Source organism: Puia sp. P3, assembly GCF_050632245.1.
Classification (GTDB): Bacteria; Bacteroidota; Bacteroidia; order Chitinophagales; family Chitinophagaceae; genus Puia.
In genome coordinates, this window is record NZ_CP192583.1 from 7,399,866 (window position 1) to 7,419,642 (window position 19,777).

Annotated in this window: 19 protein-coding genes and 1 pseudogene; 6 read left to right on the forward strand and 14 right to left on the reverse strand. The window is 55.7% G+C overall.

Annotated elements, in window-relative coordinates; all coding sequences use genetic code 11:
• The first annotated feature begins 41 nt into the window (after positions 1-41).
• The 4 genes from ACQ86N_RS46730 to ACQ86N_RS46745 all read left to right on the forward strand — a co-directional run bounded on the left by ACQ86N_RS46730 (position 42) and on the right by ACQ86N_RS46745 (position 3,020).
• Positions 42-398: a SnoaL-like domain-containing protein gene (locus ACQ86N_RS46730; RefSeq protein WP_431213053.1), complete on the forward strand. Its 357-nt coding sequence runs from the start codon at positions 42-44 to the stop codon at positions 396-398.
• 112 nt (positions 399-510) lie between these two features.
• Positions 511-963 carry a hypothetical protein gene (locus ACQ86N_RS46735; protein WP_431213054.1) on the forward strand — a complete coding sequence of 151 codons (453 nt, stop codon included), beginning with the start codon at positions 511-513 and terminating at the stop codon, positions 961-963.
• 102 nt (positions 964-1,065) lie between these two features.
• A complete protein-coding gene (locus tag ACQ86N_RS46740; RefSeq protein WP_431213055.1) occupies positions 1,066-2,541 on the forward strand; it encodes a hypothetical protein in 1,476 nt (491 codons plus the stop codon).
• Positions 2,542-2,570: 29 nt separating this feature from the next.
• Complete coding sequence (locus ACQ86N_RS46745) at positions 2,571-3,020, forward strand: DUF1572 family protein (protein ID WP_431213056.1); 450 nt, start codon at positions 2,571-2,573, stop codon at positions 3,018-3,020.
• A gap of 135 nt (positions 3,021-3,155) precedes the next feature.
• Here the strand turns inward: ACQ86N_RS46745 and ACQ86N_RS46750 are convergent, their stop codons facing one another.
• Genes ACQ86N_RS46750 through ACQ86N_RS46765 form a run of 4 tightly spaced genes read right to left on the reverse strand, consistent with a single transcriptional unit; the run spans position 3,156 to position 5,150 of the window.
• The gene (locus ACQ86N_RS46750; RefSeq protein WP_431213057.1) at positions 3,156-3,368 is read right to left on the reverse strand and encodes a YwbE family protein; all 213 of its coding nucleotides are present in this window, start codon (positions 3,366-3,368) and stop codon (positions 3,156-3,158) included.
• A gap of 12 nt (positions 3,369-3,380) precedes the next feature.
• Complete coding sequence (locus ACQ86N_RS46755) at positions 3,381-4,091, reverse strand: LytR/AlgR family response regulator transcription factor (protein WP_431213058.1); 711 nt, start codon at positions 4,089-4,091, stop codon at positions 3,381-3,383.
• Positions 4,088-4,810 carry a sensor histidine kinase gene (locus ACQ86N_RS46760; protein WP_431213059.1) on the reverse strand — a complete coding sequence of 241 codons (723 nt, stop codon included), beginning with the start codon at positions 4,808-4,810 and terminating at the stop codon, positions 4,088-4,090. Before ACQ86N_RS46760 ends, ACQ86N_RS46755 begins: the two co-directional genes overlap by 4 nt.
• Positions 4,710-5,150 carry a hypothetical protein gene (locus ACQ86N_RS46765; RefSeq protein ID WP_431213060.1) on the reverse strand — a complete coding sequence of 147 codons (441 nt, stop codon included), beginning with the start codon at positions 5,148-5,150 and terminating at the stop codon, positions 4,710-4,712. Before ACQ86N_RS46765 ends, ACQ86N_RS46760 begins: the two co-directional genes overlap by 101 nt.
• Positions 5,151-5,330: 180 nt before the next feature.
• Between ACQ86N_RS46765 and ACQ86N_RS46770 the strand changes: the two are divergent.
• Positions 5,331-5,447: pseudogene (locus tag ACQ86N_RS46770) on the forward strand (hypothetical protein); the annotation flags it as partial.
• A gap of 62 nt (positions 5,448-5,509) precedes the next feature.
• Positions 5,510-6,370 (forward strand): hypothetical protein, encoded by an 861-nt coding sequence (locus ACQ86N_RS46775; RefSeq protein ID WP_431213061.1) that lies wholly within the window; start codon positions 5,510-5,512, stop codon positions 6,368-6,370.
• A gap of 20 nt (positions 6,371-6,390) precedes the next feature.
• Here the strand turns inward: ACQ86N_RS46775 and ACQ86N_RS46780 are convergent, their stop codons facing one another.
• From ACQ86N_RS46780 to ACQ86N_RS46825, 10 genes are all read right to left on the reverse strand, one after another.
• A complete protein-coding gene (locus ACQ86N_RS46780) occupies positions 6,391-6,987 on the reverse strand; it encodes a short chain dehydrogenase (protein ID WP_431213062.1) in 597 nt (198 codons plus the stop codon).
• Between the two features lie 19 nt (positions 6,988-7,006).
• On the reverse strand, positions 7,007-7,888 hold the full coding sequence (locus tag ACQ86N_RS46785; protein ID WP_431213063.1) for an NAD(P)/FAD-dependent oxidoreductase: 882 nt from the start codon (positions 7,886-7,888) through the stop codon (positions 7,007-7,009).
• A 71-nt stretch (positions 7,889-7,959) separates the two neighbouring features.
• On the reverse strand, positions 7,960-8,634 hold the full coding sequence (locus ACQ86N_RS46790; protein ID WP_431213064.1) for a helix-turn-helix domain-containing protein: 675 nt from the start codon (positions 8,632-8,634) through the stop codon (positions 7,960-7,962).
• 219 nt (positions 8,635-8,853) lie between these two features.
• A complete protein-coding gene (locus ACQ86N_RS46795; protein ID WP_431213065.1) occupies positions 8,854-10,065 on the reverse strand; it encodes a T9SS type A sorting domain-containing protein in 1,212 nt (403 codons plus the stop codon).
• Between the two features lie 151 nt (positions 10,066-10,216).
• Positions 10,217-10,987: an SDR family NAD(P)-dependent oxidoreductase gene (locus ACQ86N_RS46800; RefSeq protein ID WP_431213066.1), complete on the reverse strand. Its 771-nt coding sequence runs from the start codon at positions 10,985-10,987 to the stop codon at positions 10,217-10,219.
• 4 nt (positions 10,988-10,991) lie between these two features.
• On the reverse strand, positions 10,992-12,602 hold the full coding sequence (locus ACQ86N_RS46805; RefSeq protein ID WP_431213067.1) for a sodium:solute symporter: 1,611 nt from the start codon (positions 12,600-12,602) through the stop codon (positions 10,992-10,994).
• A complete protein-coding gene (locus ACQ86N_RS46810) occupies positions 12,599-13,834 on the reverse strand; it encodes an enolase C-terminal domain-like protein (protein ID WP_431213068.1) in 1,236 nt (411 codons plus the stop codon). The genes ACQ86N_RS46805 and ACQ86N_RS46810 overlap by 4 nt, the downstream gene beginning before the upstream one ends.
• Positions 13,835-13,840: 6 nt before the next feature.
• Positions 13,841-15,088 (reverse strand): SGNH/GDSL hydrolase family protein, encoded by a 1,248-nt coding sequence (locus tag ACQ86N_RS46815; RefSeq protein WP_431213069.1) that lies wholly within the window; start codon positions 15,086-15,088, stop codon positions 13,841-13,843.
• Positions 15,089-15,098: 10 nt separating this feature from the next.
• Entirely contained in the window at positions 15,099-16,571 is a 1,473-nt protein-coding gene (locus ACQ86N_RS46820) for a RagB/SusD family nutrient uptake outer membrane protein (protein WP_431213070.1), read from the reverse strand.
• A 42-nt stretch (positions 16,572-16,613) separates the two neighbouring features.
• On the reverse strand, positions 16,614-19,676 hold the full coding sequence (locus ACQ86N_RS46825; protein ID WP_431213071.1) for a SusC/RagA family TonB-linked outer membrane protein: 3,063 nt from the start codon (positions 19,674-19,676) through the stop codon (positions 16,614-16,616).
• Positions 19,677-19,777: the final 101 nt, after the last annotated feature.

Consider the following 19,777-nt stretch of genomic DNA (forward strand, 5'->3'; position numbering starts at 1 on the left):
CCCGTTAAAACGGCATCTTTGTTCTGAAAACTCATAACAATATGACAACCCAGGAAGTCGCCAGCCGTTACAACGAACTCGCCCAGCAGGAACAATGGTTTGAGATACAGGACGAATTATTCTCCGCCGATGTCAGGAGCATCGACCCGCCGACATCGCCCTATTTTGGATACGCCGAAGGCAAGGCAGCGGTCCGCAGGAAAGGAGAGGAATTTGTGAGCAGGATCGAGGCCGCTCACGGTGCTTCCACCGGCGATCCCATCATCTCCGGCAACCATTTCGCAGTGGCAAGATCTGTGGACATAACGGTGCGGCCCCATGGCCGGATCCAGATCAACCAGATCATGCTGTATGAAGTGAGGAACGGAGAGATCATTTCGGAACAATTCTTTTATTAATACAGCAGCCCCCGACCATTATGCGACCCGCCGGCAATCGGCGGGTTTTTTTGTTCCGGGGAGGCTCCGAAAAGAGCACAATGCGTATATTGCTGGAAATTGCCGGGTCCACATGAAAAATCTCTCCCTTGTATTTTTGGTCCTTTTCTTTGCCGGTAACGCCCACTCCCAGGCCACCACCACCGTCAACAAACAAACCCTCAGGCTTACCTGGGCGACCGGTCCGTCCACGAAGGCGACGATGATCCTCGACCTCGAAAAGAACCACCCCCTGATAAAAAGTATCAGCACCGGAACGAGAACGATAGCCACCGGCCTCGACCCGGCCTGGGTCCTGACAGTGGGCAAGCGAACCCTCAGCCCCTCCAGCGGCGGGTGGGACGTCTTCTTCGATAAGGTACCCGACAGACCGTACCAGTCCTACAGAGTGGAATTTCAAAAAACGCGCGCCAAACTCACCACCAGCGGCAGCCACACTATCATAAAGATCGGGGAGCTTCACGCCGCCAGTTTCAAAGGGGACCTGGAGATCACCATCTACAACGGCACCCCCTGTTCAATATAGCGGCGGTCATGTCGACTCCGGAGGATTCTACCGCTATCCTCTACGACGCCGGCCTGGTCACCCCCAGCCCGATATTCAAAAACATTGCATGGGCCGACGTGAGTGGAAAGGTCCGGCGAGAAGCAGTCTACCACGCCAAAGAGAGCGAAGACCTCCCAGTTAAATACCGCTCCATCATCGGCGAAAGCGAAAAAGGCAGCCTGGCGATATTCCCTGCGCCGCATCAATTCTTCTATCCCCTCGACGAAGCCTTCAATCTTAAATTTACCTGGTACGGAAAGAACTATCACCGAGCTGATTCCGGAATTTGGCCTGGGCATCCGGCAGGAACCGCTTGGCGACAAACGATACGTCCCCTGGTTCAACGCACCGCCGAATACCCGCCAGCGGCTAAATTTCTTCTGTCTCGTCAGCAGCGATGACGCGGAAAAAACGATGGAGAAGGTAAAGAAATTTACGCACGGCGACAGCTATCGCCCCCTGCCCGGCTATAAAACGATGGAAAGCCATTTCCACAACGAGTTCATATCAAAAGTTGTACTCGCCGGCAAGCCGGTCCCCGACGACCCCAGTTTTGTAAAGGTCTTCCGGGCGACGGGCGTAGATATCGTCCACCTGGCCGAATTTCACGGACCCGGACACCCGAAGGGACCCGATAGCCTTCGGCTCCCCGAACTCGACGCACTCTTCAAAGAGTGCAGGAGGCTTTCGAACAGTCAATTCCTGCTGATACCCGGCGAAGAAGCCAACAATTTTTACGGTGGCCACTGGCTGGCGCTGTTTCCAAAGCCGGTCTATTGGGTGATGTCCCGCCCCGGAACCACTCCGGTCGAAGAGCAGAACAAGACCTATGGGAATGTCTACCACATTGGCTCATCGGAAGAAATGCTCGACCTCCTGAAAAAGGAACATGGACTCGCATGGACGGCCCACGCCAGAACCAAGGCTTCCACCGGCTACCCCGATATCTACAAAAATGAACCGTTCTTCCTCTCGGAGACCTTTCTCGGCGCGGCACGGAAGGCCCTGCCCGCGGACCTGTCCATCCCTACACTCGGGCAGCGCGTGCTACGACTCATGGACGACATGAATAACTGGGGACTCCATAAACATATCATCTCTGAATGCGATATTTTCTCGATCGAACCCGAGAACGAGATGTACGCCCACCTCAACGTCAATTATCTTAGACTGGATAAGATACCCGATTTCGACGCGGGTTGGCCGCAGGTACTCGACGTGATGCGGCGCGGCGATTTCTTTTCGACGACGGGTGAGGTGCTGATCCCCTCTTTCACTGTCAATGGCAAACGCTCCGGCGAGACGATCACTCCAAACAACGCCGGCGACAACGTTACCTTCCAGCTCGACTGGACCTTTCCCATGAATTTCGCCGAGATCGTTTCCGGCGACGGCCATCAGGTATACCGTGAACATATCAAGCTCGATACCACCACGGCATTCGGCTCGCAGACCTTTACCCGGCATATCAGTCTGAAAGGCAGAAAATGGGTCCGCCTCGAAGCCTGGGACATCGCGGCCAACGGCGCCTTCACACAAACCATCTGGATAGAATAAAACCATCTGGGTATACTAAAACCAACCATATGCTCAACCAGGTACTCGCCAACTTATACGAAAAAGACCTCCGCAAGCTGATCGAAGAGGTCAACCTCTTTCAGAACGAAGAAAACCTGTGGAAAATACTGGGGACCGTCAAAAATTCGAGCGGCAACCTCACACTCCATATTGTCGGCGGCCTCAACCATTTCTTCGGCGCTATCATCTCCCGCAACGGATACGTCCGCAACCGCGACCTGGAATTCTCGGAAAAAGGCGTAGCGAGAAAAGACCTCGTAGCCAGGCTCGAGGCAGCCATCCCGATGGTCAGGGCCGCGATCGGAGCCGTTCCGACGGAACAGATGGACGCACCATATCCGATACCCTTCGACGACGCCAACAACTCCAATAGTTATGTAATAATACGCCTGCTGGCGCATCTGGACTATCATCTCGGTCAGGTCAACTACCTCCGCCGGATCCTCGAACAGGGTTAACGAGGAGGGCTAGTGGCCCGGCGTTGACCGGCCACACCGCGAACGGGATCGATCCAGGCCTGTGTGCCCAGGCGCCGCCGTGTCCGAAAGTACCGGGCGAGAGCATCGAGGCCGGGGCTCCATTAGCATAACGATTTAGTCTCCATCGGGATCGACCACATCCGTCTCCGCAACCCTCCCGATCTGCCCATCCTCCAGCCTGACCTTTATTCCACGGGAATGATAAGCCGCGGAAGTCAGAATATCCTTTACGATACCATAGGTCAGTCTGCCGCTTCGCTGGTCCTTCTTGAGAATGATAGCAACTTCGAGTCCGGGATGAATGTCTTTTCTGTTTTGGCCGTTCATACCCAAAAATATCTATTTTTTGTCATCGCCGGCCGGGAGCACCTTCTTTAAAAATTCATTCTTATATACCCTCCCGATGGGTATCGCCACGGCCCCGATCATCACCTGCTCGGCCTGAAGGCTGTTGATCTTCCCCAGCGCAACGATAAATGACTTGTGGACGCGGGCAAACTGCTTCTCCGGCAGTTTCTCCTCCATATAGCTGAGCCTTTCGGAAGCGACAAAGACCCGCTCGGCCGTATGGACCCTGATAAAATCCCGGAGCCCCTCGATATACAGGATGTCCTTCAGATAGATCTTTGTCAGCCCCTTACCCGCTTTGAGAAAGATATAGGCCGAGTCCCAGCTGCTCGCGACAGCGGGTTTCTCCGCCTGGGCGAAGGTGAATCTCGATATGGCTTTCATAAAACGCTCCTGCGTTATGGGCTTGACCAGATAGTCCATTACTTCCAGCTCAAAAGCTTCCACCGCATATTCCCTGTAGGCGGTTGTCAAAATGATCTTTGGACAGACCTTCAGCCCCCGGATGAGCTCGAGCCCCGAAACCCGCGGCATCTGGATATCCAGAAAGATCAGGTCGACGATATTCTTTTGCAGATAGCTGAACGCGTCCAGCGCGTTGTCAAAGGTGGCCACGACCTCGAAATCCCGCAGGCTGGAAAGATGCAGCAGTATCAGCTCCCTCGCGGGCTGTTCGTCATCGATTACGACCGTTCTGATCATTTGGAGGTCTTTATTTTTAATACCACCAGATAGGAGTGGGGCTCCAGGATAATTTTAAATTCGTGCGCGTCGGGATAGAGCAGCCGAAGCCGTTTTTGGACGTTTAACATCCCGATGCCTCCGTTGCCGACCTTTTCCAGACCCTCTCCCTCTTCGATGCTGTTTTCGATCTTGACCGAAAAATGGTCCTGCTGTTTCGAGACGTCCACCCTTACCCAGCCGGGGCCGACGGAATTGGCAATGCCATGTTTGATGGCGTTTTCGACCAGCGGCAGCAACAGCAGCGGCGCGATATAAAGGTCGTTTATTTCGTCGTAAATATTTACCGACGCGTCCAGCTTGTCACCATACCTGTTCCTCTGTAGCTCCAGATAGTGCCGTATATAGGCGATCTCGGCCGTCAGCGCGACGACACCCTGCCTCGATTCATAAAGGTTGTAGTTGAGGAAGCTGGACAGATGCGAAACCAGCCTCGCCGTCTCCGGACTCGTTTTCAGTGCCGTAGAATAGATATTGTTCAGTGCATTGAAAATAAAATGTGGCTGTACCTGCGACTTCAGCAACTCGAGCTCCGCGAGGGTCTTCTCCTGCAGCAGGATCTGCGCCCTCTGCCTTTCCTCATACCAGGACCGGACAAAATAGAACAGCGCATATACGCCCGTGATGAGGTACAGGTTTACCAGCTCGACGATCAGCTTGCCAAACGAGTAAAGAGGCACCCGTCGGGCAAAGGGGAAAATACCGGGGAAAAATGAGGAAGTAGTTGATATTTCGCCGGATCAGCAGCAGAATAAGGGACGTGAGGATCTGAAAGACCCAGAACTCCAGCTTCCGTCCCTTATTATAATACCGCTTTATATAAACGTTGACAGTAAGATAAGAGATCACCAGCGATAGCGGCAGAGCCATACACGCATTGATGAAATAGCTGGCATAGTCCCCCGAAAGAGCGGCAAGACCAAACCACTCGTAGAAAAAATAGAGCAGCCAGAAAATAAGGTTGAAGAGGACCTCTCTGTTGGGCTTCAGCATGATCGAATTTACAAAATAGCCCCTCAAACAAGGACATATTAGACCAACGACAGGATTTGACGACCAACCGCCGACGACGGGTAAATCCGGTGTTGGCCGAAAGCGCGGGCAGAGTTCGCATAAAGGCGATATATTTATCCAATAGCGCAGCCGCCAATGAAAAGAATCTATAGCATCGACCTGATGAGAGGCATCGTGATGATCATCATGGCTCTGGACCATGTCCGGGATATAATGCCGGCAGACTCCGTCATCCGGAAGCCGACAGACCTGACTACCACCACGGCAATGTTGTTCTTTACCCGCTGGATAACCCATTTATGCGCCCCTACATTTGTCTTTCTTTCGGGGACATCCGCATGGCTTTCCATGGAAAGGAGCGGCGATTGCAAGGCCACCCAAAATTCCTCCTCACCCGGGGCCTGTGGCTGGTCGTTCTGGAATTTACGCTTGTCAATTTCGGGATCTTTTTTGACGTCCACTTCAAGCTATTCATCTTCGAGGTGATCGCGGCCATCGGCGTCGGATTCATAATTCTTTCTCTGCTGATACGTAGCTCCGCACGAACCATTGTCGTCATCGGGCTGGCTATCCTGTTCCTTCACAATGTAGCGCCGCTCGTTCCCGGCGGTGAGAGCTCCCTGTTCAAAAGAATGCTCATGCCACTGTTCGCGCCCGCGACTTTTCCGTTAGGAGAACGGCTGTTCATCATGGGCTACCCGCCGATGCCCTGGCTGGGCATCATGCTGGTCGGCTTTGGGACGGGCCAGCTGTTCGGTCATGAACCCGCCGTACAAAAATCACTGTTCCTAAAGATCGGGCTTGCTTCGATCGGCCTGTTTTTTCTTTTACGCTTAATCAATGTCTACGGAGACTCCCTGCCATGGTCGCAACAGAAGACGGGCCTGTTGACCTTCCTGTCCTTCATCAACCTCACCAAATACCCTCCGTCCCTCGACTATTGCCTGGTGTTCCTGGGGGCGATGTTCCTGATACTTTCGGCCCTGCAGGGTGCGCAGAATAAATGGACGGACAAGGTCAGTGTATACGGCAAGACGCCGCTGTTCTATTTTTTGCTCCATCTCTACCTCATACACCTGTTGGCCCTTGCGATGCCTTTTCTTTTCCCCCTCTGGGGTATCTACCTGGTCTGGGTCGGGGTCGTTGCGATCATGTACCCGCTGTGCAAATGGTACGGTAGATACAAGCAAAGCCATAAAGAAAAGACCTGGTTGAGGTATCTTTAGAGTCATCGCCAATGCCCCCTTTAACTCACCCTGATCACCTGCCCCGTCCCGGCGCCGAAAACACCCTTGCGAAAAGCATATTCAAGATGTTTCATGCTGACGGGTATCTCCCCCGGAAAGAGGGGGAAATACTGCGGCGAGTCTTCGATCACGCCAGGGCTGACGGCATTGATCCGGATCCCCCCGCCCAGTTCGATGGCTGCCGCCCGAACAAAACCCTCGACACCTCCGTTGGCGGCCGACGCATTCGAAAAGTTCAGGACCGGATCATCCGCCAGGGCACCCGTGATCAGAGTAAATGAACCTTTGGGTTGGATATAGTGCTGCCCGATCAGGACCAGATTGATCTGCCCGAACAGCTTGCCTTCGATGCCTTTTCTGAATTCTTTATGCGTCATATTCTTCCAGGGGCCTACATAGGTGGGGCCGGCCGTACAGACCAACGCGTCGAAATCCCCGGCTTGCCTGTACATATTCTCTATCGAATCGGGTGAGGTGATGTCCACTCGAATGTCGCCGCTTTTAGATCCGGTCCGTATGATTTCGTGGTCTTTTTCCAAAGACCCGGCCAGATGTTTTCCCATGGTGCCCGACGCACCGACGATAATAATCTTCAATACTGTAGTTTAAAAATTTTCAATAATCATTTTTCTGCTGATCGCTATTCCTGCCATCGTCCCCGCCGCCACGGCATGGGCAACGGTGCGCATCCGCGAGGCATTGTCGCCGCAGGCGTAGACGCCTGGCAAACTGGTCTCCTGAACGGAATCCAGCTTTGATATACCCCTCCTCTGTCATGCCGCAACCAAGGACCGCCGGTATCGGACAGTGCTGTACGAAAGGGGCACGCGTATACAATACTTTTACCGGAGCCATAGACCCGTCGTCAAAAACAAGATGTTGAATATACCCATCGACGTGGTCGACTCGCGCCACAGCCTTGTCCACAACACCAATGCCATGCCCCGCAAGCAATGCCCCCTGTTCGCGCGTCAGGCCCGAACCATATACGGTCAGGTCCTTTGTCCAGTTGGAGATCAGCGTTGCCATTTCAAAAGCATTGTCGCCATTCGCGAGTATCCCCGTCCGGACACCCGCGACCTCGTATCCGTGACAGTAAGGGCAATGAAGGACCGATATACCCCAGCATTCAGAAAGGCCTTCGATGGATGGCAGAATATCCGAGATGCCCGTTGCAAAGACCAGTCGTCCGGCGCGAAAAACCTCACCCGATACAACGGCTATCTCCCACCCCGTCTCAAACCTTCTACCGGACACCGCGACTCCCCGAAAAAGAGTGACCGTCTTATATTCCTGTACCTGCTGTTTGGCGATCGTTGCAATTTGTCGTGGCGTCTGCCCATCCCGGGTGAGGAAATTATGGGAATAAGGGGTCTGCCTGTTGCAGGGCACCCCGCTGTCGATGACCAATACCCGAACCAGCGCCCTGCCAAGGGACATCGCCGCCGCAAGCCCGGAATAGCTGCCGCCGACGATGATCACGTCAAAGTCTTCCATAACCATTTTTTATGCAAAGTTACCGCCGGCGGCCGCCGCGGATGTAGGACAAATCCGTAGTTGAACAGGACTTATTTCAACTTATTACGGAATGCTTCCGGCGAGTAGCCGGTATGCTTCTTAAAGAAACGGATAAAATAGGAAGGATCCTCGAAGCCCAGCTGTCCCGCAATCTGGTTGATCTGACCCGAAGTCGCCAGAAGATGGCGCTTCGCCTCCAGCAGGACAAAGTCGGTGATGAGCTCCGAACAGGTCTTGCCCACGGAGGCCCTGGTGATCGCATTCAGCTGCCAGGCGGTAAGATGCATCTTATCCGCATAGTACGCCACTTGTCTGTGCTGCAATCCTTCCAGCTCTATCAGCGCCTGCAGCTGGTCAAGCCGCTCCTGCGTATAGTCGGCGGGACGATCGGGGCTGCCCTGCCTCAGCAGCTGAACAAAGAATACGTCCAAAACAGACCGGATCACGTCCTGGTATCGCACCTGTTTTTCACTGTACTCCTGGAAAATAATATTCATCAGGGTCATCAGCTTCTTCAGTTGGTCCGGCTCAAAGAGAAAATAGTTTTTGCCTGCAGATCGCACCAGCGGTGAATAGAAATCCTTCTGGAACGCCATCATATAACCGATAGTACCGTTGGCGAGCGATAGCTGGTGTACCTGCCCGGGGCGCGTGAAGAATACGCAACCATCGCCAACAGGGTAGGGGGTGAAGTCGATACTATGCTCGCCGGCCGCCTTTGACAATGCGAGGACGAAAAAAAGCTGTGGCGGTGAAGTTCCTGTACCATTTTCTTCCCGGCCAGCAGGTCCTCTACCTTCCGGATATGAAAACTGCCGGAGAACTCTGGCTCCTTTATAGTCGCGCTGATATGTCGTATCGGAATATTTTTCATCGCGGGTGGCCCGGACAGAGCCAGTCCGCTAAGTTAAGAAACCAGCGCCACGGCTGACGCAGGCCCGCAGCTATTGTTTATAGACCAGCGTGCTGTTGTCGCCGGTCTTAATAAAATAAGCGCCTTTCGGCAGGGTGGAGAGATCGAGGGTCTGTTTGGACCTGCTATCCGTGTTGACGCGAACCGCCATGCGTTGTCCGGCGGTATTGAAGACGGTGGCGGGTTGCGTCGCGCCTTCGACCACGCAACTACCGACGGTCGGATTCGGGTAGACATGCAGCGTAACGGCCTGGTCGCGATGGGTGGTGAGGGTTTTGGAGAAGGTGAAGTTGTCATCCTGATCGACTTGTTTGAGACGGTACCAGGTGAAGCCCGCGTAGGGAGCGGGGTCAGTATACGAATATTGCTGGCTTGTTTGAGTGTTGGCGGCGGCGTTGGTCCGGCCGATGGCCGTCCAGGTCTGGCCGTCGCCCGAGTGTTGGATCTCGAACCAGGCACTGCTGGTTTCCGCTGTAGTGGTCCAGTCGAGTTCTACAGTCTTGTTGGAAAGGGTCCTGGCGTCGAAGGAAATTAGTGTCACCGGGAGGGTGACCAGCGGCTTGAAGGTGGCGACCTGTGCAACCCAGTTGGTGCTGCTGACCGCGGTAAAACTAGCGTTGAAGGAGCCGGCAGTGCTGGCGGTTTTATCTTCTACGATATTGTCCTGGTCTGTTGAACGGACGTTGTAGCCTGTCCCGCCGTGTATGGCCTGGTCTTCCCCAACAGCTATGCCCCATACGAGCTCGTTGCCGGCGGTGGTTGTCACCGAGCCGGTATTGATAGCGGTACCCGTACCGGTCGCGGTCTTGTTCTTGTCCAGTGGGTCCGAGGTCGTGAGTACATTCGAATATTCGCTGATATAGATCTCGAAGAGGGCGGTGGTATTGTTGTTCAGCGTCGCGGTGACTTTTATTTTTGAGGCGTCGGCGTCAATATTGTAGGCATAGTAGAGGGCCGATCTGTATTTTGTTCCCCAGTTGGTTTCCGCGCCGATGAGATGGTAGTCATTGCCTTTGCTGTCGACGACGGAAGCAAGAGTCCGGGTTTGCCGGTCCCATGTGATCTGGGCAATGATGAGGTTGCCGGCATTGCTGGCGGCGGGGAAAGTGGCGCTGATGGTTTTGGGGCCGGTGAGAAGGATGCTGCTTTGAGTTTGCCGGTGGCTCGGCGCACAGGCGGCCGCAGGCAGGCTGAGGCCCGCAAGGAGAACGAAGGAAGCGACGAAGTTGTAAAGGTCTTTCATACGCGATATTTAGGGATAGGCCGCGTTATAACGACAAGCGTTATACCAAACGTATAGTGTTGAGAGTTAGTGCGCTGTATGATGGACATTTTCCCAAATCGGGAGAGGAGGCTGGTTTCCGGGAAACAGGCAGCGGTGGTCCGCCCAACCTTTAACCCATGAGCCTCCTGTAGCCTAGCTCGGCCCCGCCGCTGACCGGCAGGATCGTCCCCGTCACAAATCTGGCTTTCTCCGACAGCAGGAACACACAGACATCGGCTATGACGTCGCCTTCGGGGCAATAGCCCAGGGCATGGATCCCGTCCAGATATTTTTCCATATCCTTTGCGTTTTCCTGCGCCGCATTCCATTCCCGCAGCATCGGCGTCCAGACGCCCGCCGGCGCAACGGCATTCACCCGTATTCCGAAAGGCGCGTAGTCCAGCGCCATCGATCGTGTAAGGGCATTCATCGCCCCCTTGGTCGCGCTGTAGGCGGCGTGGTTCTCCTGTCCGATCTCACCCACCAGACTGCTGGTGTTCAGAATAGAGCCGCGCGACTCCCGCAGCGCCTCAAAGGCATGACGGGTCGTGTAAAGCATGCTCTTCAGATTCACGTCGAAGAGCGCGTCCCACTCCCGGCCCGTGGTCTCGTGCAGGGGCTTCGCGGGATGGGCGATCCCCGCGTTGTTGTGTACGGCGTCTATCCGGCCATATTTATTTAGAACGTACCGCACCGTGTCCCTGACGTCCTCCTGCCTCGAAACATCGCCCAGCAACACGTCTTCCAGTCCCAGCGCCATCCTGCAGCTCTCTACCGAAGCCAGGTCATTGGACACCGCGACGACAGTCGCGCCGGCAGCCTTATAGGCCTTCGCGCATTCGAACCCAATGCCCTTTGTCCCACCCGTGAGATAGACGATCTTGTCAGTCAGCAAATTCATAAATTTATCTAAAGACGTAAAATAATATGACCACCGCCACCAGCAGCGCCAGCGACAAAAACTTATAGTTCCCGATGCCCTTCCATCCCTTCCAGGACAAGGGCTCGCTCAGCGAGTTCCAGTATAGCCGCCGGAGAGGAACGATACGATCGTTTGGATAGATAAAAGAGAACGCCACCTGCATCAACAGACAGACACACAACAAATAAAAGGCCATCATCATAAAGGGAACCCTGCCCAGAAAAGTCTCCGGCCAGATCTTATTGACCGCAAACACCGCAGCCCCCAGTGCCGAGCCGATCCACAGCGTCAGCTTCGCCGAGACAGCAGATGCCCGCCGCCAGAAAACGCCCACCACAAAAACACCGGTGATAGGCGGCGCAATATGCGCGATGATCTCGTTGAGCCCGTTGAATATGCTTTCATACCGGTTTAGCAGCGGCAGCAGACAGAGCGAAAAGGCAAGCGCGATGCCGGCAGCCAGCTTGCCCGTCCTGATCAGCTGCACATCGGGCGTATGCGGGCGATATCGCTTGTAGATATCGTAGCTTACCATGGTGGAAATGGAATTCAGCGCACCCGATACCTGGCTCATGAGACCCGAGAGCAGCGCCGCGACCAAAATACCCACCAGTCCCGTGGGAAGCAGCTGCGTGATCATCAGCGTATAGATGCCCTTGCTGTTGCTTATCCCGCCGAGGTCCAGCCTGCCCGTCCGGGCAAGCGTATACGCAAACAACCCCGGCATCACGAAGATGAAGACCGGCAGGATCTTTATGAACCCGCAGAACAGCGGCCCGACTCTCGCGTGGTTCTCGTCCCCGGCGCCCAGCACCCGCTGCACGATCGTCTGGTCGGCGCACCAGTACCAGATGCCGAGAACGGGATAGCCCAGCAATACCGAATACCAGGGCATGCCGCCCGCGTCGCCCGCCGGCCGCATCATCGACAGCCTGTTCAGTCCGCCGGAATCACGCAACACCTGCACCATGGGATGCCATCCGCCCATCCGGTGCCAGGCAGATACGGTGATGATCACCGCACCCGTGACCAGCACCACCGTCTGGATCGACTCGGTGATGACGACGGCTTTCAACCCGCCCAGGATGGTATATACCGCGGTAATGAGAGAGATGATGATAACGCTCGCGTACATGTTGAAATCGAACAGGGTTTTCAGCACGATGCCGCCTGCCAGCATGGAAAACGCGATATGGATAATAATGGCGGAAACCACCGAGATCACGGTCAGCCAGTCCCGGCTTGCCCGGTCATATCGCTTCTCGAGAAAGTCCGGCAGCGTGGCCACTCCTGAGCGGATATAGAATGGCGCGAAGAACAGGGCCAGCAGGATCAGCGTAAAAGCGGCCATCCACTCGAAATCGCCGTTCAGAAGACCCGTGTCGAACCCGCTCTGCGCAAGACTTACCAGATGTACGGTGGAGATATTGGTGGCAAACAGCGCGAGACCGATCGACGGCCATTTCAGCGACCTTCCGGCCAGAAAATACTGGCTGGCGCTTCCGCCCTGCTGCTTTCTCCCTGCCCAGAGGCCCAGCAGTACGATCCCAAGGATATAGGCGACGCTAATGACGATATCAGGCAATGCAATCATAGACAGATCATAGTTTCAGGTCGCAGCTTGCTGCCGGGCTCCTGCGGGGCCTGATATACTCCGCCGCTGACGCGCGCCGGATGAATAAAGTGCTTTTTCAGATGAGGAATATGCTCGAGGAACTGCGCCTCATGCCCCATGGCGATATGATTGAACAGGACCAGATGCTGGTGCAGCTGTCCCATATCGCCGACATGCGGCACTACCGGTATCCTGTATTTGCGGCAGAGCAGACTGACGGTGATGAACTCGCTCACCCCGCCGACCCTGACGGCGTCCACCTGTATAAAGCCCGCGCAGCCGGTCTGCAGATAGTTCTTGAATATGACCCGGTTCGGCACGTGCTCGCCAAGGGCCAGTTTCACCGGCGCGATGGCCTCGGCCAGCGTCTTATGCGCAAGGATATCGTCGGGATGGGTGGGCTCTTCGATCCAGTAGGGCCGGATAGCCTGTAGCTGCCCGCACACGGCGATCGCCTGTGGAAGATTCCACTGCTGGTTGGCGTCGAGCATGACCTTTACTCCTTCGCCGGCGGCCAGCCGCACGAGATGCGCGCGGCGGATATCCCGTTCGGGGTCCGGCGCACCGACCTTCAGCTTTAGCGCGGAGAAGCCCGCGCCGACGGCCCGGCGAACATTGTCGGCCACCTGCTGGTCACTATAGTTGAACCAGCCGATGGAGGTATCATAGCCCGGATAACCCGTTTCGACGATCTTTTCCCGGGCTCCGCGGCCAACATCGTTGGCCCGCATCAGCGCGATCGCCTGATCCCGCGTCAGCTCGTCCTCGAGATAGGAGAGGTCCAGCGTATCCACCAGCGCCTCGGGTGAAAGGTCTGTCAGCAGACGCCATAGCGGCAGCCCGCGCCGCTTCGCCCACAGGTCGAAGCAGGCATTCGTTACCGACGCCAGACCCAAATGAACGACGCCCTTGTGCGGACCCAGCCAGCGAAACTGCTGCTCGTTCGACAACTCACGGAACAGGGCGCCGAAATTCCGCATCACGTCTTCGATATCCTTTCCCTTTAGCTGTTGGGCGTAGAACGCGGCTGCCTGACACACGAGCTCGTTGCCTTCTCCCAGCGTAAACGCGAGACCGGTCCCTGTCTCCCCGTCTTCGTCGATCAGCTGCGTAACGGCATAAGAGTATACCGGATCTTTATGAATGGCGTCGCTGCCGGCTCCGCCGCCCAGCGGATACCGCCGGTCTATCACACTGACTTGTTTGATCATCGTTGGCTATTTGTTCACAAGGAAATGGACGATGCGGCAGGCATGACCCTTGCTGCCGGACGGTATTTCGTCGCTGATCCTGACCTGCAGGATATGTTGTTTATTTTTGAGGCCGCCGGCAAATAATACATACCAGGGCAGATGCAGCCAGCTGCTCCATTGCGTATACAGGCGCACCTTCTGCGAGGCACCGTGATCGATGGAATATTCCACGATACCCGCATCCGGGCCTGCGACGACGGCCATGCCAATGGCAGTTCCGGTGAACCGCAGCTCCAGCGCAGCGCCGGGCGTGGAGGACTCCAGTACCGGGACATTTACAAAGCCCGCTCTGGTACGAGCGCTGTCCGCGGGTTTCCATGCCCCACTCAATCTCCAGCCACCGTCGAATTTTGCCGCGGCAACGTCGAGATATACCCCGTTCACGAAAGAAGCCTTGTCGATCGCAGCCGGCATCCGATAGGGGCCATCGCCGCGTGAACCAGCCTGTGAACCAACCCGTGAACCACCCCGTGAACCACCATCGAATTCTTTTTCCCCTTCGGTCATCAGCGCCCTGATATTCGCGAAATACAACTCCTGCCCAAAAGGCGAAGGATGTACATCCTTAAAGTCGTTCTTCCAGTCGAACTCTCCGGCCCTGATCTTGTCCCTTACCTCTTTCCCCAGATTGATGGAAGGCAGCCCATAGTGTGCCGCTATCATCTCCTGATTGGCGATCTCCACCGGTATCATCCCCTTGTCATAGTCGCTGGTCTTATCCGGATCGGCAAATGCCATCATCACGATATCCATTGCAGGATTCGCCGTTCTGGCGTGCCGCACGATCCCTTCGAGCGAGCGCACCTGCGTAATACTATCGGTCCCGTTGACCCGGTCATTGACCGCCGCCTCGAGGAAAAGCAGGTCGACGGCGCCGCTGTCCAGTACGTCCTGCTGCAGCCTGAACACATGCGGCAGGCTCCCCAGCGATGGGATTCCAGCGGCGATAAATCTGAACTCCGTCTCCGGATACCGCTCCCTCAGCCACGCGCATGTCTTGTCCCTCCACCCTGGATTGTACGTGATGGACCCGCCGAGAAAGGCTACCGTAGCCTTGTGACGAACCAGACAGGCATTGTAAAAATTCCCGAGCCCTCCGCGCAATGACAGATAATTTCTGTAAGGCAGGCGGGCCTCCGCCTGGGAAGGCCCGCCGTGAAGTCCTGTCTGGGCGAAGCCGCCGGTCGTCAGTAAACTGGCGACCGCGACCATTCCCCATCTTTTAATACCCGTCATTCTGGATAAGCGCCGGTTTATTGATATCGATCTCCTGTTGCGGAATCGGCCAAAACTCATAGTTATCTTTATAAATTGTTGTCAGCGTCGGTTGCGTCGGATTCTGTACAAACCCGTTGAGCTTCTGCTTCGCGATCCCCCATCTCCTCAGGTCGAAATAACGCAGACCCTCAAGTGCCAGTTCTACCCTTCTTTCGTGCCAGATATGCGCCCGCATATCGGTCTGGGAAAGGCCCGCGGGCAGCGCCGGCATATTGACACCCGGCCTGGCGCGAACGTCGTTGACCTGCTCGTAAACGCTGCCGTCCGGACCCACCGCCTCGTTCTGCGCCTCGGCATACATCAGCTGTATATCCGCATATCGCAATAATACATAGTCCTGGTCGTCCAGCAGACCGGGCACCGGATTTTTGACCGTGGGGTCGACAAATTTCTTCAGCGGATAGAAACCGGTCACCCATTCTGCCACACCCGGCGTGCCTACCGTTCCCGGATAGGGCCAGCCCTGCGCCACCCCGTCGCCGGGGAAGAAAAAGGTCATGGTCTTTCTCGGGTCGTTGGCCTCATATTCGTTGATCATATCCTGCGTTCCCTGCACGTCCTTCCAGCCTGGCCCGATCAGCAGCACGTTCAGCGAGTAGGAGTGGGGTACGGCCGGTTGTTTGAACTGCACCGAGAAAATGATCTCGGGACTCGAGGACTGGTCCGGCTTGTAGAAATTAGCTGCATAGCTGGGGTTCAGGGAGAACTGCTGCCCGTCGATGACGGCTTTGGACATCGCCGCGGCCTCCGGCCATCTCTTTTCGAAGAGATATAGTCTCGTCATATATCCCTGCGCCGCAGCCTTCACCGCGTGCCCGTTGGTAAATTTTACGTCCGGCAGATAAGCGATAGCAGAGTCCCAGTCCAGCTCGACCTGCTTCAGGATGTCCGCCCGCGGCGATTTGGCCTTCGAGCCGCTGTAGTCTACGGTAAAAGGATCGTCGAGGATCAGCGGGACATTGCCATAGGTCATCGCCAGATACCAGTAGCTCAGGCCGCGGAGGAACAGCGCCTCGCCGCGGTACTTCTTCAGCTGATCACCGGAAAGCACTTTATTGACGTTCGGGAGAAAATTGTTGACAGCGGCAATGGTCTTGTAGCTGCTGTAGTACGTTGAATTGGGAAAGCCGCCGCTCGTTGGGGTCAGACCCGAGATCAACGATTGCTGCGAGCCCGCCAGGCTGTGCTGGCTATAGGAGTTATCACTGAAATTGTCCCACCACATAGGCCCGTACTGGTCCACGCCGCCGCTGCCGGCGTAGAGGGTGCCGTAGATACCCGTGAGCGCGAGATCGGCGTCACTGGCCTGCTTCCAGAATACGGTGGTCGAGAGCTGGTCGGGAGGTGTCTGGTCTAATTTTTTGCAGGCAGCCAGACCGACGATAAAAAACCCAATTATAAAAAGTTGACGTTTCATTTCTTTCGTTTTGAGATGATAAGAAGCTAAACACCGGTACGGTTAAAATTGAACGCTTGCGCCAAAAGTAAATGTTCTGTTCTGGGGGTAGTTGGCAAAGCCATACCACGCGTCCGGCTTGCTGGAAATATCGAGTCTTTCGGGATCGGTTGGCTGCTTCAGCGGAGTGAACAGCGCCAGATTGTCGACGGTGAAATAGACTTTCAGGCCCTTGACCCAATTGAAAGTCTGCACCGGGATATGGTAGGCCAGCTGAACATTCTTTATACGGAGATAGCTGGCGTTGTACAGATGGAACGTGGACTGATAGTTGGTGATCTTCGGATATCCGTAGAAGCCGAGATAGAGCTTCGGCATCGTGGCGGAAGGATGCGCCGGCGTCCAGCGGTTGAGCCAGTCCTTTGTAGGAGGCGCCCCCTGCGCAAAAGGATCGACACCCCATTTGTACAGATACAGCTTGTTCCCCTCGGACCCGTACAGCTGCACGTTCAGGTCGAAGCGCCTGTAGCTGCCGCCGAACGACAGCGAATACTGGAAGTTGGGATAGGCGCCCGGAACAACCTTGCGGTCGTCGGCATTGACCACCCCGTCCCCGTTGACGTCCTTGTACCGAATATCTCCCGGCGTGGGGGCGCCACCCAGAGAAGACTGGTCGGGGGCCTTGTTTATCTGGTCCTGATTCTGGAAGATGCCGTCCGCAACATAGAGATAGAAGGAATTGATCGGCTCGCCGTTCCTCAGGATCGTCTGCCCGTCGGGCCCGGTGATCTGGTCCTTCCCGAAAGACACCAGCTTGTTGTTATACCGGGAGAAATTTGCCACGACGTAATAGTTGAAGTCTTTGTTCACCCTGTCCTGGTATTTCACCTGGAACTCGATACCGGTATTGCGAACCGCTCCGTTGTTGACATAGGGAGCGTTCAGACCGACCCATCCCGGCACCTGGAATTGCCGCAGAATGTCGTAGGTATATTTGTTGAACCAGTCGACCGAGGCGCTCAGCCTGTTATTCATCACGGACATGTCGAGCCCCAGATCGGTAGTCCTCGCAGACTCCCATGTGAGATTGGGGTCGACCAGCTGACTTGGAATAAATCCGGTGCTGACACTGCCGGCATAGGAGTAGGAGTTCTGGCTGAGTATCGGCTGATAGGGGTAGGTTGGGAGCGTGCTCTGGTTGCCGAGCTTGCCCCACGAACCACGCAGCTTCAGGTCGTTCAGCCAGCTGACGTCTTTCAGGAAGGCCTCGCGCGAGATCCTCCAGCCTCCGGAGAAGGAGTAGAACAGACCCCAGCGGTGGTCGGCCGGAAGGCGCGACGTGCCGTCATAGCGGACGCTTCCGCCAAGCAGGTATTTGTCGTCGTAGTCATAGTTGACGTTGCCATAGTAAGAGCGGATAGCCCATACCGAAGACGACCCGCTGTTGGTTACGCCATTGGTGGAACCGGCGTTCAGCTCTGCCAGGTAATTCGTAGGATATCCGATTCTGCCCGCATTGATGTAGGAATAATTGTCGGCCTCTTCCTGCGCGCCACCCAGTACGCTCAGGTTATGATCCCCGAGATGCTTCTGGAAGTTCAGCTGACTGTAGATCGTCGTGTGGACGTCGTCGTTGCTTCCCGTATTGTAGCCGAGTCCCGCGCCCGGATTGAAGTTGCCGGCGGAAGACAGATCGCTGTAGAAATAGACGGGGACCGTCGGAATAAAAGTGCTGGACTTGTTGTAGTCGAAAGTCAGACCCGCGCGGTTCTCCCACTTCAGGTCTTTGGTGATCTCCACGTCCAGCGACAGATTGCCCTGTCCGTAGTAGTCCGGGTTATGGGTCCGGGCGAGCGTAGCCGTCAGGACGGGGTTCTTGTTGCCCATCTCCGTCGAGTACGCCTTGTAGACCCAGAGGCCGTCCGATGTGCGGGCGGGGTACAGGGGAGACTGGGATAGAGCGGCGATATAGAGGTCCGTGGCGTTGTCCTCCGGATAGATGCGGTTGCCATAACGGAACTGCATATTGGCGCCGAGGAGCACCCGCTTGTTGATACGGCTGTTCAGCCCCAGACTGACGGTGTACTTCTTGTAGTCGAAGCCCAGCATCGTACCCGGCTGGTCGCTGTATCCCAGACCAAGGCTATAGTTGGTGCCTTCCTTCCCTCCGCTGAGGTTGACGTAGTGATTCTGAACAACGGCCGTCGAGAACATATCGTTCAGCCAGTTGTGGTTGGGGTATTTGACCCGGTCCGTAGCATTCTGATAGAGGTCGATCTGCTGCTGGGTGTACACCGGGGTGACTCCCGAATTGGCGGCCGCCTCGTTCAGCAGCGTCATATAGGTAGCCGAGTTGGTGATCAGATCCGGCAGCCTCGTCGCTTTGGCGATCCCCACATTGTAGTCGTAGGTCAGCGTGAGCGCGCCGCTTCTGCCTTTTTTAGTTTTGACGACGATCACGCCGTTGGCGCCGCGCGAGCCGTAGATGGCGGCGGATGCCGCGTCTTTCAGGACCGTCACCGCCTCGATATCATTGGCGTTGATGGCCGTCAGACTCCCCGGTATGCCGTCCACGATGACCAGCGGATCGGTCGAACCGCTAAATGTTCCGATGCCCCTGATCAGCAGCTTCAGGCTTTCGTTGCCTGGCTCGGCAGAGTTCTGAACGACGGAAAGACCCGGCAGCTGCCCCTGCAGCAGCGAGGTGGGGTCGACCGCCACCCTCTTTGTGATCTCGTCACCAGTGACGGCAACAACGGAAGAGATATTCTTGTGCACGCTCTGCGTGCGGTAACCCACGACTACCACGTCGTCCGACTGCACGGAGGCCGGCTGCAGGACGATAGTATAGACCTGGTCCGAACCGGCCGGGGTCAGCTGCTGCGACTGATATCCGATATAGGAGATCGTCAGTACTGCTCCCGGCTGGACCTTTAACGCAAACTTCCCGCCGGGGTCGGTTGCAGTGGCGGCACGCGCCGGCCTGCTGGCAACAACACTGGCCCCTTCGAGAGGCTTCCCCGAGGAACCGGTCACGGTCCCCGTTATGGTAATGGTGGAGGGCTGTTGTGAGTACCCGAAGAAAGAAGCTAACAACAGAAAGATCAAAATTGTCTTGCTTTTCATACAGAGCAATTAATTAGGGTGGAAAATGAATACCTGTTCTATACTATACTATTCTAATTCAAAAATATAGCTTCCATTTTATTTTCCAATAAAAATTATCG

Coding starts and splice junctions, on each gene's coding strand:
- ACQ86N_RS46800 (WP_431213066.1), bottom strand. CDS start 10,987: ATGAATTTGCTGACTGACAAGATCGTCTATCTCACGGGTGGGACAAAG.
- ACQ86N_RS46755 (WP_431213058.1), bottom strand. CDS start 4,091: ATGATCAGAACGGTCGTAATCGATGACGAACAGCCCGCGAGGGAGCTG.
- ACQ86N_RS46820 (WP_431213070.1), bottom strand. CDS start 16,571: ATGAAACGTCAACTTTTTATAATTGGGTTTTTTATCGTCGGTCTGGCT.
- ACQ86N_RS46785 (WP_431213063.1), bottom strand. CDS start 7,888: ATGGAAGACTTTGACGTGATCATCGTCGGCGGCAGCTATTCCGGGCTT.
- ACQ86N_RS46750 (WP_431213057.1), bottom strand. CDS start 3,368: ATGAACGGCCAAAACAGAAAAGACATTCATCCCGGACTCGAAGTTGCT.
- ACQ86N_RS46805 (WP_431213067.1), bottom strand. CDS start 12,602: ATGATTGCATTGCCTGATATCGTCATTAGCGTCGCCTATATCCTTGGG.
- ACQ86N_RS46795 (WP_431213065.1), bottom strand. CDS start 10,065: ATGAAAGACCTTTACAACTTCGTCGCTTCCTTCGTTCTCCTTGCGGGC.
- ACQ86N_RS46730 (WP_431213053.1), top strand. CDS start 42: ATGACAACCCAGGAAGTCGCCAGCCGTTACAACGAACTCGCCCAGCAG.
- ACQ86N_RS46815 (WP_431213069.1), bottom strand. CDS start 15,088: ATGGTCGCGGTCGCCAGTTTACTGACGACCGGCGGCTTCGCCCAGACA.
- ACQ86N_RS46745 (WP_431213056.1), top strand. CDS start 2,571: ATGCTCAACCAGGTACTCGCCAACTTATACGAAAAAGACCTCCGCAAG.
- ACQ86N_RS46810 (WP_431213068.1), bottom strand. CDS start 13,834: ATGATCAAACAAGTCAGTGTGATAGACCGGCGGTATCCGCTGGGCGGC.
- ACQ86N_RS46735 (WP_431213054.1), top strand. CDS start 511: ATGAAAAATCTCTCCCTTGTATTTTTGGTCCTTTTCTTTGCCGGTAAC.
- ACQ86N_RS46825 (WP_431213071.1), bottom strand. CDS start 19,676: ATGAAAAGCAAGACAATTTTGATCTTTCTGTTGTTAGCTTCTTTCTTC.